This is a genomic window from Flavobacterium sp. CYK-55, from assembly GCF_018413465.1.
GTDB lineage: Bacteria > Bacteroidota > Bacteroidia > Flavobacteriales > Flavobacteriaceae > Flavobacterium.
In genome coordinates, this window is sequence record NZ_JAHCDK010000001.1 from 81,944 (window position 1) to 96,044 (window position 14,101).

Here is a 14,101-nt window from a genome sequence, read left to right on the forward strand (position 1 = left end):
CGTATTTTGAGTTGAAAGGTAGAACTATTTTACGAGCGTAACTTTTGTTACAAAGAATTTGAATACTCACTAGTATTTTTGGCAAAAAATTAATCATTATGGGCTTATTAAACCTGCTCGGATTTGGAGCTAAATCAGACAATTTAAAAGATTTTATGGCACGTGGAGCCGTAATTATAGATGTAAGAACGCATGAGGAATTCGCATCTGGACACATCAAAGGCGCTAAAAATATTCCGCTACAAGTGATTTCAGGAAAAGTAAACGAAATCATCAAACTCAACAAACCGGTGGTGGTTTGCTGCAGAAGTGGCATGCGCAGCGGCCAAGCAGAATCAATTTTGAGAGCGCAAGGCGTTGAAGTAATTAATGGTGGCGGTTGGGAAAGTTTGAATCAAAAATTGTAGCTAAATTAGTTTATTGTTGCGGGCTTTTTGAATTGCTTCGAGTTTGTTGTGCACCTGTAATTTGGCATAAATATTCTCAACATGCTTGCGGATGGTTCCTGCAGACAAAAACAAATTCTCGGCAATGGCATTGTACTTTAGTCCTTTGCTGAGTTGTTCGAGCACTTCAATTTCGCGGGTAGTCAGGGTAACTTCCTCTGTGGCTTGCACATCGTCAAACGAAACCGGTTCACGCAAAAGCTTGAGTGTTTTTAAAGCGATTGATGGCGTCATGGCTGCGCCTCCGTTGAGCGTTTCATGTATGCCGTTAAAGAGCTCATGCGGATTGACTTCTTTGAGAAAATATCCATCGGCGCCGGCTTTGATGGATTTAAAAATATTTTCATCGTTGTCAAAAACTGTGAGCATGATGATTTTGATTTGCGGATATTTTTGCTTGATCTGATAGGTAGCGTCAATGCCATTCATCTGCGGCATTTCAATATCCATCAGAATCAAATCAACGGCGTGGCTTTTGTCTAATTTATCAAGTAGTTCTTGCCCATTGACCGCTGTAAATTTGATGGTGAAATCGTCAAAAAAAGATAGTTTTTCTTGAATGGTTTTGATTAAAAATGAGTTGTCGTCAACAATGGCGATTCTGATCATAATAAATAAATTAGCATTGAACTATAAACGAAATTTCGGTTCCGCTGCCGGGTTTTGAAGTTAAATTAAATATTCCGCCTATACGCTCAATGCGTTTTTGCATATTGTGCAGCCCATTGCCTTTGAGCACAGTTTGAAGGTCAAAACCTTGGCCATTATCTTGAATATTCATCTCAAATCCAGATGTCGTTTTTTTGATTTCAATTCGAATCAGATTTGCTTGGGCGTATTTGAGTGCATTGTTGACCGCTTCTTGCATGGTTCTGTATACATTCATTCCAAGTACAGAACTCAAAACCATTGCTTCGAGTTGCGGATCAATTTCAAAAATAATTTGGGTTTGCTCTTGAGCAGATTGTGCTTTTTCAATGAAGTTCATCATCCGCGATCGCAAATCTTCAAAAGACAAATCGTTGGCATTCATTGCCCAAATGGTATCACGTAATTCTACAATAGTTGATTTTGTAAACGCGCTGATGTTGTCAAGCTTAACATTGAGTTTTGGGTTTTGAATATCAAAAGCATATTTGAGATTATCAACCGATGAAATAATAAAAGTGAGTTGCGCGCCGATATTATCATGCAAATCACGCGATATATCTAATCGTTGTTCTTGCAATTGGTTTTGGGTTTCAATACGGGCAATGGCTGTTTTAAGTTCAAATTCTTGATGTTGCTGACTTATTTTGAGCTTTTGCTGACGATATAACAAATAACCCAACAACGAAACAAACAAAGCCACCAATCCTATTCCGCCCATTTGGTAGCGCGCATTTTTGACTTCGATGTTTTTTTCGAGTAGCTCATTTTTGTTTTGGGCGATTTCTTTTTCTTTCTCGTTGGTCTGGAACCGAATTTCTAATTCAGCTATTTTGTTGTTGGTTTGGGTATTGATCAAACTGTCTTTAAATTGACTGTAAGCCTTGAAATGCCGGAGTGCTTGCTTGTTATCACCAAGCATTTCATAACTCTCTGAAAGTGCTCTGTGGCTTTTTTGTACAAAATCAACATAACCTTGCTGTTTGGCTTGTGCCAGTGCCTTTTCAAACCAAAGAATTGCGCTTTTTGGATGGTTTTGCATCAAATAAAAATCGCCAAAACACGAATAACTTTCCATGATTCCGGCTCGGTCACCTCGGCGCATTCTGATATCAAGTGCGCGCTCAAATAATGGTTTGGCTTGTAAAAACTCAGCCCGAAGCAAATGAACACCCGCTATGTTGTTTAAACTATAAGGCAACCCAACACTATCATTAATAGATTCTTTGAGCAGCAATCCTTTTTGGTAAAAATACAATGCCGAATCAAGCGATTGTTGCATTTCTTTGAGTACGCCATAATTGTTGTAAATACTCAACAGTGGTTGGGTGAATTTTCCTTGCTCGGCAATGCGCTTGGCTTTTTGCATATAATAAAGTGCAGCTTTTAAATCACGCCTTTTCATTCGATAACCAAGTTCGCCATAAGCCAAAGCGAGTTTTTCTTTTTTATTCAGTCTCTCAAACAAGGCGATGGCTTTGAGTGAATATTGCAATTCTGCAGCATATTTGCCTTGGGTGTAATAAATCAGACTCAAATGGCTGTAACTCTCTGCCTCACCCAGCACATAGCCCAATTGACGAGCAGCATGAGCGTTTTCAATAAATTCTTGGTCTAGTAATGCCGCTTTTGCCACTATTTGCTCATAAGGCATATGATTGAGTGCATCAATAGCTTTTTGGCTCGGCAATTTGGGTTGAACCGAAAACAATAATAAAATAAAAAGCCAAGATATATTCATCTTTAAACCAACTGATTTTTGTTGAGTAATATTTTGATTCGAGTGCCTTGATTTGGTTGTGATTCTATTGAGAAAACTCCGTTTATGTTCTCAATTCGCTTTTGCATATTTAAAAGACCGTTGCCTTTTTCGATGGTTTTTGGGTCAAAACCGATTCCGTTGTCAGCAATCACAATTTGAATTTCATCTTGGCTCAAAGAAGTAATTTGTATGTTTACTTGCGATGCTCGCGCATACTTTATGGCATTGTGAATAGCTTCCTGAATTGTTCGATAACAATTTACGCCTACCAATGAACTCAGTTTTAATTGTTTGATGGTTGGTTCTACCTCAAACAAAAAATCAATATAATCGTGGGTGTTTTTGCCTTTTTCGATAAAATTCAATGCACGCGATTCAAGCTCTTCAATAGAAATTTCATGGTAATTCATCGCCCAAATAGTATCGCGCAATTCGCTAATGGTTTCACGTGTGAAATTACCAATCGATGTGAGCTTTTCGTCGAGTTTCGGATTTTGAATATCAAAAGCATATCTGAGATTTTCAACCGATGAAATGATAAAGGTCAACTGCGAACCAATGTTGTCATGCAAATCGCGCGATATGGCCAGACGTTGTTCGTGCAATTGGTTTTGCGCTTCAATCTGTGCAATAGCCGATTTGAGTTTAAACTCTTGTTCTTGTTGTCGGTTCTTGATTTTTTCTTGACGATAAATCAATCCGCCAATAAGCGCTATAAAGAAAGCCAAACCTACCGAGGCTGCTATCCAATAGTTTTTTTGACGAGCTTCATCTTCTTTTTGTAATAGCTTTAATCTATTTTGAGCTAGTGCTTTTTCTTTTTTCTCGGTTTCATAAGCCACTTTAAATTCGGCTAAAGCAGCTTCTTTCTTCTCAGAAATCATTTGTTCAACCACCGCTTCTTTTTTGTCTTTGAGCTCTAGCGCTTTGACATAGTTTCCTTTGGCTTTATATATATCTGCCATTACATCATAAGCGCGAATCATGTTGGGTAAGTTGTGAATTTCTTCAAGCAAAGCAAAACTCTTGTTCATGTAATCAAGCGCTTTGGAATAGTCTTTTGAATAAAAAAACAAAGCGCCAAGATTGCTATAGGTGTCTGCAATTTGCTTTTTTTCGCCTACCTCAGTGTCAATTTTCAAGCATTGATTAAAGTAATAAGCAGCACTATCCAACTGATTTGAATACATATAACAATTGGCTTTGTTATCATAAAAAGTTGAAGTGTTTCGTGGCATTTTGAGTTTTTTTGAAATCCGAATGCCTTCTTGATCAAGCGTCAAAGCTGCCTGATAATTACCTTGCATACCATAAACATTGGCCAGCGTATGAATAAAAATCAGATAAAAGTGATTGTCTTTATCAGTGCCCATAATACTGATGGCTTTTTTGAGATTTTCTTCGGCAGATGAGATGTCATTCTTCTGCAAATAAATCTGCGCCATACAACCATAAGCACTTGAAGTTCCGTATTTGTTGTGGTGTTTTTCGTAGGTTTTGAGTGTTTTATACAAGTAATTCATAGCTTTTGGATAATCGCCTGTATTCTTGTAATTGTTTCCTAACGCTAAATAGGCTCGCCCGCAAATTGTGTCGTATTTTGTATCGTGAACTGTTTGAATAATATACTCAAACTCTTTTTTAGACAACTCGTAATTTGATTTGCTCTGATGATAAATTCCCTTTGCAAAATGAGCCATGGCTTTATACAATACAGATTCGTTGCGTGTTTTTCGCTCGAGCCAATCGGCATAGTAAGCCATCGAATCTGGATAGGTATTAACGATATAACTGATTTTTTTATATCGTTTAATAATTTCTGTTTGGTTGGGTGTGAGTTCATGATTTTTAACTATAGGCTTCTTCTGGCAAGATGCCAAAGCCAAAATCATCCACAATAATAGCAAACGCAATTTCATACTACTGATTTACTCACTAAAATAGTAAAATCAAGTCAAAGAAAATGACCCAATTTTAATCGTTTTTGTTTTGACTGATGAGTTCAAGCATTTGATAGTTGAGTGTATATATGGATTGCTCCAATTCGGTTCGCCGGTGAGCATATTGCTTATGAAAATCGGTCATCAACTCAATTTTGTTTTGATACAATTGATTTTGTTGATTTCCCTTGGCCATATTTTGCTGCAAAATTTTCATCCGAAGCTCAAATCGCTCATGTTCTTGCTTTCGGTGGCGTTCAAAATGCCATCCTGTATACAAAAAAATCATTGCGATAATTCCGAATAAAACCAACATATCTTTGCCGTTTGAAGTTATTTTTTCATCAGTTCAGTTGCAGTCAAATCAACCCAGTAAAGTTCAAGTGTTCCGTTGACTGATTTTATAAAATACAATTTTTGGTAGACAGCGTCATAAAACGGCGAACTTTCAAAAGAATCGCTGTTGATTATCGGACCCAAATTAACCGGTTCAGACCAATTTTTCCATGTATCGTCCAATCGATAACTCACATATAAATCATAATTTCCGTAACTGCTAAAACCCGAAGAACTAAACAACAATGTGCGGTTATCGGGCAACAGCTGCGGTGTGATTTCTTCGTCAGCTGAATTAATCGTCTTGCCCATACTTTGAAGCATTCCGTAACTGCCGTCGGCTTTGCGCTGAGCAAAATACAAATCGCTTCCGCCTTGTGTAAAATCAGATTCAACTGCCATAATCAGCGTTTGCAAATCAGAGGTAGCTGTTGCATCGGCGGTATCACCGTAATTGTTATAAGCTGTTACTTTAATAGGCTCACCAGCTGAATAGTCTGAAGATTTATAGAACTGAAAACCCGTTTCGCCAATCGTTTTATTGTATTGATTTCCGCCTTTAATCATCCATTGTGTTCCAACCGATTCGATAAAATTGAACCGATCATTGTTGCTCAACGCGGGTTCTAAAACCGCAGCGCCCCAATTTTGTCCGGTTTTGGTGGCCGAGTAAACATGATCTTTGTCTGATTCATAAGAAGAAAAATATATTTTGTTTCCGTCTTGTGATAACGCAACAGCACTTACCTCATGTGTGTTAAAAGGCAACTGTGTTGGCAAGGCTAATTGCGAAAAATATGGATTTGTATTTACTTCAGCTTTGAGCAGAACCTCACTATCCGAAATACCGATGGCGTCTATTTGCTTTTGTCCGGGCAAGAGCGAAAAATCAAATTCAACTTTGACCGAAGTGATGTTTGAATATACTTGATCTAAAATAGCATTTTCAATACCGGGATTCAAAAGTTCGGGCGCATCTTGAATTTTACGACGCTTTTTGCGAAAATAATAATTCCGATCAGCGGGAATGGTGGCTTTATAAGTAGGTGTTTTCCAATCCTTTTTGCGACTCCAAACCGTTTGATAACTGCCCGAAGCATCAGCCAAAGCAATACGCACTACACAACCCGCGTTGACATTTTCAAAAACGGCCACCTGCTTTACGTTTTGTGGCTTTTCAAAACTAACCTCAACAATTTCACGTCCGTCTAAAGCATTTTTGGGTGTCCAAGCATTCGGGGAGAGACCACCTTGCGGAAAGGCATCGGGTTTGCCCAAAATTCTTTTGATGCCAAATTGTTTTCCGCCTAAATCAGATGAGTATTTAATGAGTTTATTGGCCCATTGAACTTGCTGCGCACTAGCTGAAAAAGCCAAAATTAGTATTAGGTATGATATTTTTGTTTTCATGGTTAAATGAGTAAAAAAAGGCTGCCAAAATTTCTTCCAGCAGCCCGAAACAATCATAGCGTTCAACCTATCTAATTGTTTACTTTAATTTTTTCAACTTTGCGCCCTTTAAAGGCAAAAATGTATTCACCGTCTGCTGAAATATCAATGCCGTCTCCGTATTTTGGGCTTCCGCCTTTTCCTTTAGACTGTACTGAGCCTTTGGTTTCGCCATTGGTCATGTCAATTCCGTAAATAATATTTTTGCTGTTGCGTTGATCTCTAAGAAAGTAATTATCACCGATATGATAGAAAAAGTCAACACCTTTGATTTTTTCAGTTGCATAAGCACGTGAACCGTCTTTTTTGAAATAAGCTGCTAATCCCTTCTCTGAGAGAACAACTACTTTGTCATCAAAGTCAATTACATCTGCTGCACGACCTACTCTTGCATCATTGTGTTTTACATCAAAGAGTTGCTTGCCTGATGCAATGTCATATCCGTAAAACTCATCGCCATCGCCTACAAATACAGTTTTGTTGTTGTCTAAGATAAAATCAGTGATACGTTTGTCAAAGCGCTCAGAACGCCAAGCGGTTTGCCCGGTTTTATCATCGATACACAAAACTGAGTTTTTTTGGTTTTTGTAATCCCAATAAATGTATGGAACCCATCTTTTTGTAGAACCTCCGCCAAAACCTGCTGCGCCAAATCCGCCGTAACCACCACTTTCTTCAAGTCGCCATTCTTGAACCTGAACTTTACCGCCCACTTGAACAAGTATCTTATCGTTGGCTTTATAGATATTAGGCATGCAGAAGGCACCGGTAATTTTCTCAGAAGCCCACAAAAGCTTACCTGAATTTAAATCGTGTTTTTCAACGTATTTGGTTCGGTCACGGGTTCCTAAAATCACCAAATAAACGGCATCCTCAGTAAACAACGGATCAGCTAAAGTTCGATAGATTTTTGATCTTTTACCTCCGCTAAACAAACCTCCGTTGGCACCTTGCATATCGGTTTCATAGTTGACTGCCCATAATTTTTGCCCGGTATTGTAGTCGTAAACGTTCATCCCGTCAAGGTACATGAAGATTTTATCGCCTTTGATCCACAAATCAATAATCGCTCTGCGGGTAACCAATTCTTTTTCGATGGTTCCTAAAAAAGTGGCATCCCAAAGCACATCTCCGTTGGCTGCATTAATGCGTACCAATTGGTTTTTAAAGCCTGAAAACAAAGCGCCCAAAGCCGTTGGTTTGTAGTTGACCATGATAATTTCATTGCGTTTAGCATCGTAGACATATTTACCCACACCACCTTTGAAACGATTGGTTTCCCATACTTTTTCACCTGTTGCCGCTTTAACTAAAATAATCGAGTTGCGCTGTGAGATCAAAAATGAATCGAGTTCGTAAATATATTTTACGGTATCTAGTTCTCCGTCATCGGTTCCTTCAAGACCTTTATTGTCTTTTGGAATTAGATCTTGATACAACTCTGAGTTCCACAATTCTTTACCAGTAGCAATATCTATAACCGCCACGCGATCAGTACCAAGTTTGCGCGCATCAAATAAAAATAAATAGCCGCCTTTTTTACCTTCTTTCCAGATGGTGTATTGATACTCGGAATTGTTGGTTTTGTTGGTTGTGAGTTTTTTGTAATCACCGCTCCAAATCATTTTTCCTTCAGAGTCCAGAACTGTCGCTGAGTTATCGTCGGTGCCAATTATATAATTTCCATCGCCATCACTAATAGCCAAACGGGTAGCTTTATTGTCAAATTCTGCTTCCCAAACGGTAGCAAAACTTCCTGATTTTTTACCGGCAGATTTTTTACCTAAAAGGCCTCCTAATTGAGCCTGAGCTGAATATGTGCCCATCATCCCGAAGGCCAACAAGGCAAGAGTTACTTTTTTCATGTTACATAATATTTAGGTTGAACTTAAAAGGTTATACTGTAGCGAACCTTATAGCGCTGTTGTTTTTGAAGTTTGAATTTGAATTTGTGTGAGAGAATGTAATCAGACATAAAATTGATAAAGTCAATGTTTTTGATTTCGCTATCGACTTTGAAGAAAGACGATACTTTTCCGTTTTGCACCACGCCTATATCAACGACCATGGTGCCTTTGACCTCGGCAAATTTTTTGTTTTTCTTTTTGAGAAACTCTTCTGAATGATACATCTCATCCACTTCTTTGGTGACCATTTCTGCTACTTGTTCCTCATCGGTTAAAACCGGTCGCTGAGCAAACGAATGCTGGCTCAAGAAGAAAAACAAAAAGATCAATAAATAAACAGGTTGAACTTTCATGTTTAAAGAAAATTAAGTGATTTAAAAGGCTGTTAGATTCAAATGCCCTTCGGTGATGTTGTGTGTTGCCGATGCTGAGTTGCCACCAACAAAAGAAAACGTAGCTACAAGTTTCTGATCGGCTTCGTTAAAAGTCGCCACGTTCATAGTTCCTGAATTTGAATGAAAATCAGCCAATTCAAAATTAGATTCGGTTGGGTTTTGATACGTCAACCAAGAACTCGTCATACTAAAACTAGTATGTTGTGCCGGATAATTTCCAACGGCTGCCGGCATGTGTAATTCAAGCACTTGTTCGCCACCTTTTAAACCATACACATCTATGTATCTTCCGCCGGCAATGGCATTGTCATAAACGGTTACATTAACCTCATCAAGGGTAACTAGTGTTCCGTCAAGTTTAAAATAATTTGAGCCCGAAGGTGTTGGGTTGCTGCTCGAGCTTGAATCTTTGCTACACGAAGCCAAAAACAATGTGGCTATTAAAAGTGTAGATTGAGCAATACGGATTAGGGTTTTCATTTTGTTATCGTTTTAAAGTTGTTTATGATACAAAACTGGAACAAACCCAAGTGCTAATCAATACGAAGAAATACGTATTTAATTTCGTACGAAATTTTATGAATAATGATTAAAAAGAAATAAAGTCGAACTGACTTTGCAAATTCTGAATTCTGATTTGCAGTTGGCTTAAAAACCTTTGATGACCTTCAGAATTAGGATGAAACGGCTTGTGCGCTATAGCTTTTCGAATGCTATCAACTTCATTCATTGTTGCATAACAATCTGAATTGATATGACTCACCGTCCATTTTTGCCATATATATTCTATGGCCAAAGCATTCGGATGCAATAAATCATCGGCATAAAAACGATAATCGCGCAGCTCATCCATCATGATTTCGTAAGCTGGGAAGTAGCTTGAATTGGCATCGGTTGCCAAAAATTCATGAAGCGCAGAGATTAAATGTGCTTTGCTTTGTTGATTCTGAACAAAGCCATCTTTTAAATGCCTGACAGGCGATATGGTAAAAACAAAACGAACCTTAGGATTCAGGTTGCGAACCAACTCTGTAATTTCGGAAAGTGATTGCTTAATTTGCTCGACAGAAAGCAATTCTTTATGAAAAGCAGTTTGCGGAACCTTATGACAATTAGCCACGATTTGTTGTGAAGTCAAATGTCTATAGACCCAAGCCGTGCCCAGCGTAATAACAATGTGTGAGGCGTTTTGCAAATCAGTTTTGAATTGCTTGAGGATAAGATTAAGTTCGTTGAGCAATTCTTCGGCTTGATGATGGCACAGTTCAGAATGCAGCTCAAAACACTGCCACCGCTCGTTGTGAAAGAAAAAATCAGCGGGTGTAAACATTTGATTATTTACGGCTCGCTCGATAATTTTTTTTAGTGAAATAGGATTGAAGATAATCCCAAATGGATTAATAGAGGCTTTGAATTGAAAATAAGAAAACTTCTCGCCCATATTTTGCGCAAAACATGAACCCAACAAAACCAAATTTGATTGGTAATTAATTGGATGAGCATCAGCTTTTACTGAAAAAATAGTATGAAGTTGCATGTTTTTAATAACTAAAGCAAAGAAAACAAAAAACCCGACGCTTTACAGGTCGGGTTTAAATAAAATAAAATAGATTTTAATAAAAGTAATTCGTCGTAGCAGTAATTACATTGTTTTGTGATGTATTACTTTTGTATGGAAAATTATTATTGGTATACTCATAATCGTTGGTAAAGCGCAAAACCGGCTCTTCATCATTTAATTGATCTGACTCTGTAAGCACATTGTTCAAGTTGTTTAAAGCCCAATCAGAATCAGCAAAATAGATTTTGTCAAATCCGGTGATATTTATCCAAGGATGATTTCTGTTATCATAGGTATACAAAATCGTATTGGTGGTAACTTCGGTTGTTACCGGATCAGTAATGGTTTCAACTAATTTAGTTGACGAAATAAGACCCGTTGCTACTAAATTTGTTTGCGATACATCATCACCGGTAAACTTTTGGTATGAAATAGTACCATCGGCATTGTGCACATAAACCCACTTAGTACCTTGCATTGAAGGCATCTGAATAGAAGTCATGTTGATTAAATTATCACTGATATCGTATACATAAGTTTTTACTTCTTGTAGTTCAGTTCCTTGAAAATCTTCTAATTTAGTAATCAAATCCTGATCATTGTAGGTAAAAATTGTTTTTGAACCATCTGAACTCTCCTCTTTAACAATCTTTGAACCGGCATAAGTAAATTCGGTTTCTAAAGTTGCACCAGTCACAAAAGTAGTAATGGTTTTTTTCAAAAACATACTGCTCACGGGCGGAATCGGATCTGGGTTTTCTTCAGGGTAAGGCACACATGAGGCAAAAATGCCCAAAGCCATAATGAATAATAAGGTTATTTTTTTCATAGAGTTAAGAAATGGTTTAGCACGCACAAATAAACTAAAAAGCTTTAAATAAAAAAATAAAAACTTGTTATCGAATGCGTTAAAACTGATTTTATTGAATAAAGTGAATAGCGTTTTTTAATGCTTCGGCAATTCCGTCAACGTTTTTACCGCCGGCCATAGCAAAAAACGGTTGTCCGCCGCCGCCGCCTTGAATATATTTTCCGAGTTCGCGCACTACAGCTCCGGCGTTTAAACCTTTGCCATCTACAAGCTCTTTTGAGATATAACAAGTCAACATCGGTTTTCCCTCGTCGGCAGTAGCCAAAAGCAAGAACATATTTTGTGCGTTTTGGGCGAGTTCATAGGCCAAATCTTTAGCGCCCGGAGCGTCTAAATCAACTTGCTTGGCCAAAAACGAAACACCGTTGATGTCTTGTATTTCTGAGGCCATTTGCGTCTTCATCGCTTTGACTTTGTCTTTCATCAAAGCCTCGATTTGTTTGGCGAGTTTGGCGTTTTCTTCCTGTAATGAAACCACTGCTTTGAGCGTGTCTTGCGGATTTTTGAGCGTTTCTTTAATCGCAGCCAAAGCACTTTCTTGTTGATTGAAAAAGTCTTTCACCGCATCGCCGGTAATCGCCTCAATACGACGAATTCCAGCTGCCACCGCACCTTCTGAAACAATTTTAAAATGCCAGATATCAGCGGTATTTTTTACGTGAATGCCTCCGCACAATTCTTTGCTTTGCCCAAATTCAATCATCCGAACGCTATCTCCGTATTTTTCGCCAAAAAGAGCCATCGCGCCTTGTGCTAAAGCTTGCTCAATCGGAATATTTCTGTGTTCAACCAAGGCTAATTGTTCGGCAATGCGCGCATTGACAAAAGTTTCTACTTGTTGCAGTTCACCATCGGTTACTTTGCTAAAATGCGAAAAGTCAAAACGCAGATAATTAGGTGATACCAGTGAACCTTTTTGCTCTACATGCGTTCCTAAAATGCTTCGCAAAGCCAAATGCATCAAGTGTGTAGCCGAGTGATTTTTTGAAGTTGACGTGCGTAAATCGGTATTGACTTGGGCCACAAAACCGGCTGAAACATGCTCAGGAAGCTTTTTGGCAAAATGCAAAATCAGGTTGTTTTCTTTTTTGGTATCGATGATTTCAATGCTCTCGTTGGCAGAAACGAGTGTGCCTTTATCGCCTACTTGTCCGCCGCCTTCCGGATAAAACGGAGTAGCATCTAAAACAATTTGATATAAAACGCCATCTTTTTTTGAATCGACTTTGCGGTAACGCGTGATTTTGACTTGATTTTCGGTTTGATCATAGCCCACAAATTGCTCGATGTTTCCGTCCATCAAAATGGTCCAATCATCGGTGGCCACTTCAGAAGCTGCTCGGGAACGCGCTTTTTGTTTTTCGAGTTCTGAATCAAATTCGGTTTCGTTGTAGGTGTATCCTTTTTCTTTGAGAATCAAAGCGGTCAAATCTTTCGGAAAACCAAAGGTGTCGTAGAGTTCAAAAACTTTTTCGCCTTTGACTTCTTTTCCGGAAGTTTCGGCCACAACCTTATCGAGCAATTGTAAACCTTGTTCAAGTGTTCTGAGGAACGATGCTTCTTCTTCTCGAATTACATTGGTGACCAAGTTTTGTTGGGTTTTGATTTCCGGAAAGAAAGCACCCATTTGCTCGGCTAAAACGGCTACCAACTGGTTGATAAACGGCTCTTTGGTATTCAAAAACGTAAATCCGTAGCGGATAGCGCGACGCAAAATTCTGCGAATTACATAACCGGCTCCGGTGTTAGACGGTAGTTGTCCGTCGGCAATAGCAAATGCCACCGCACGTACGTGATCTACCACCACACGCATCGCGATATTGGTTTTGTTTTGTTCTTCTGAAATATTTTTGATTTCGTTAGAAGTATATTTTAAGCCCGTGATTTGCTCAACTTTGGCAATCAGCGGGGTAAAAACATCGGTGTCATAATTAGAAGTAACACCTTGCATAGCCATGCACAAACGCTCGAAGCCCATTCCGGTATCCACGTGTTGCGCCGGAAGTTTCTCAAGCGAGCCATCGGCTTTGCGGTTGAATTCCATAAACACGTTGTTCCAAATTTCAACTACTTGCGGATGATCGGCGTTGACCAAACTGCGCCCTGAAACGGCAGCGCGATCGGCATCAGAACGCAAATCAATATGAATTTCTGAACACGGACCACACGGACCTTGGTCGCCCATTTCCCAGAAATTGTCTTTTTTGTTGCCCAGAATAATGCGGTCTTCGGACACATATTGTTTCCAGATGTCAAAAGCTTCTTGATCAAAAGGCACATTCTCAGACGGATTACCTTCAAAAACCGAAACATACAATCGGTCTTTATCGAGCTTTAAAACCTCGGTCAGAAATTCCCAAGCCCAAGCCAATGCTTCTTTTTTGAAGTAATCGCCAAACGACCAATTGCCCAACATTTCAAACATGGTGTGGTGGTAGGTGTCAAAACCTACGTCTTCAAGATCGTTGTGTTTACCTGAAACGCGCAAACATTTTTGGGTATCGGCTATACGCGGGCTTTTGGGCGTAGCATTGCCCAAAAAATATTCTTTGAACTGAGCCATGCCCGAGTTGTTGAACATCAGGGTTGGATCGTCTTTGAGCACGATGGGCGCCGATGGAACGATTAAGTGATTTTTGCTTTGAAAAAAGTCAAGATACTTCTTGCGGATTTCTTGTGATGTCATCGAAATTTGAAAATTTGGAAATTTGGAAATTTGAAAATGTGTCGAAAAACAATTGAAGTTGAACTTTCTTCATATTTTCAAATCTTCGCCCCGGATGGAA

At 38.9% G+C, this 14,101-nt stretch carries 12 protein-coding genes; 1 reads left to right on the forward strand and 11 read right to left on the reverse strand.

Going from position 1 to position 14,101, the window contains the following annotated elements; translation table 11 throughout:
- Window positions 1–98: 98 nt before the first annotated feature.
- Window positions 99–407, forward strand: a complete 309-nt coding sequence (locus tag KIH23_RS00340) for a rhodanese-like domain-containing protein (RefSeq protein ID WP_213210653.1) — start codon at window positions 99–101, stop codon at window positions 405–407.
- Here the strand turns inward: KIH23_RS00340 and KIH23_RS00345 are convergent, their stop codons facing one another.
- The 11 genes from KIH23_RS00345 to alaS all read right to left on the reverse strand — a co-directional run bounded on the left by KIH23_RS00345 (window position 408) and on the right by alaS (window position 14,001).
- Window positions 408–1,058: a response regulator gene (locus tag KIH23_RS00345; protein ID WP_213211096.1), complete on the reverse strand. Its 651-nt coding sequence runs from the start codon at window positions 1,056–1,058 to the stop codon at window positions 408–410.
- Window positions 1,059–1,065: 7 nt separating this feature from the next.
- Window positions 1,066–2,835, reverse strand: a complete 1,770-nt coding sequence (locus KIH23_RS00350; protein WP_213210654.1) for a tetratricopeptide repeat protein — start codon at window positions 2,833–2,835, stop codon at window positions 1,066–1,068.
- A 2-nt stretch (window positions 2,836–2,837) separates the two neighbouring features.
- Window positions 2,838–4,775, reverse strand: a complete 1,938-nt coding sequence (locus tag KIH23_RS00355; protein ID WP_213210655.1) for a tetratricopeptide repeat protein — start codon at window positions 4,773–4,775, stop codon at window positions 2,838–2,840.
- Window positions 4,776–4,830: 55 nt separating this feature from the next.
- A complete protein-coding gene (locus KIH23_RS00360) occupies window positions 4,831–5,112 on the reverse strand; it encodes a hypothetical protein (protein ID WP_213210656.1) in 282 nt (93 codons plus the stop codon).
- 17 nt (window positions 5,113–5,129) lie between these two features.
- On the reverse strand, window positions 5,130–6,542 hold the full coding sequence (locus KIH23_RS00365) for a PD40 domain-containing protein (protein ID WP_213210657.1): 1,413 nt from the start codon (window positions 6,540–6,542) through the stop codon (window positions 5,130–5,132).
- 71 nt (window positions 6,543–6,613) lie between these two features.
- On the reverse strand, window positions 6,614–8,446 hold the full coding sequence (locus KIH23_RS00370) for a PQQ-binding-like beta-propeller repeat protein (RefSeq protein ID WP_213210658.1): 1,833 nt from the start codon (window positions 8,444–8,446) through the stop codon (window positions 6,614–6,616).
- 23 nt (window positions 8,447–8,469) lie between these two features.
- Entirely contained in the window at window positions 8,470–8,841 is a 372-nt protein-coding gene (locus KIH23_RS00375) for a hypothetical protein (protein ID WP_213210659.1), read from the reverse strand.
- Window positions 8,842–8,862: 21 nt separating this feature from the next.
- Entirely contained in the window at window positions 8,863–9,363 is a 501-nt protein-coding gene (locus tag KIH23_RS00380; RefSeq protein ID WP_213210660.1) for a hypothetical protein, read from the reverse strand.
- Window positions 9,364–9,472: 109 nt separating this feature from the next.
- Window positions 9,473–10,420: a GSCFA domain-containing protein gene (locus KIH23_RS00385; RefSeq protein ID WP_213210661.1), complete on the reverse strand. Its 948-nt coding sequence runs from the start codon at window positions 10,418–10,420 to the stop codon at window positions 9,473–9,475.
- Window positions 10,421–10,496: 76 nt separating this feature from the next.
- Complete coding sequence (locus KIH23_RS00390; RefSeq protein WP_213210662.1) at window positions 10,497–11,273, reverse strand: hypothetical protein; 777 nt, start codon at window positions 11,271–11,273, stop codon at window positions 10,497–10,499.
- 91 nt (window positions 11,274–11,364) lie between these two features.
- Complete coding sequence (gene alaS, locus KIH23_RS00395) at window positions 11,365–14,001, reverse strand: alanine--tRNA ligase (RefSeq protein WP_213210663.1); 2,637 nt, start codon at window positions 13,999–14,001, stop codon at window positions 11,365–11,367.
- Window positions 14,002–14,101: the final 100 nt, after the last annotated feature.

Excerpts from the sequence above, each read along its gene's own strand:
- KIH23_RS00360 (WP_213210656.1), bottom strand. The coding sequence starts at position 5,112 with ATGTTGGTTTTATTCGGAATTATCGCAATGATTTTTTTGTATACAGGA.
- KIH23_RS00375 (WP_213210659.1), bottom strand. The coding sequence starts at position 8,841 with ATGAAAGTTCAACCTGTTTATTTATTGATCTTTTTGTTTTTCTTCTTG.
- KIH23_RS00350 (WP_213210654.1), bottom strand. The coding sequence starts at position 2,835 with ATGAATATATCTTGGCTTTTTATTTTATTATTGTTTTCGGTTCAACCC.
- alaS (WP_213210663.1), bottom strand. The coding sequence starts at position 14,001 with ATGACATCACAAGAAATCCGCAAGAAGTATCTTGACTTTTTTCAAAGC.
- KIH23_RS00355 (WP_213210655.1), bottom strand. The coding sequence starts at position 4,775 with ATGAAATTGCGTTTGCTATTATTGTGGATGATTTTGGCTTTGGCATCT.
- KIH23_RS00385 (WP_213210661.1), bottom strand. The coding sequence starts at position 10,420 with ATGCAACTTCATACTATTTTTTCAGTAAAAGCTGATGCTCATCCAATT.
- KIH23_RS00370 (WP_213210658.1), bottom strand. The coding sequence starts at position 8,446 with ATGAAAAAAGTAACTCTTGCCTTGTTGGCCTTCGGGATGATGGGCACA.
- KIH23_RS00390 (WP_213210662.1), bottom strand. The coding sequence starts at position 11,273 with ATGAAAAAAATAACCTTATTATTCATTATGGCTTTGGGCATTTTTGCC.
- KIH23_RS00380 (WP_213210660.1), bottom strand. The coding sequence starts at position 9,363 with ATGAAAACCCTAATCCGTATTGCTCAATCTACACTTTTAATAGCCACA.
- KIH23_RS00365 (WP_213210657.1), bottom strand. The coding sequence starts at position 6,542 with ATGAAAACAAAAATATCATACCTAATACTAATTTTGGCTTTTTCAGCT.
- KIH23_RS00340 (WP_213210653.1), top strand. The coding sequence starts at position 99 with ATGGGCTTATTAAACCTGCTCGGATTTGGAGCTAAATCAGACAATTTA.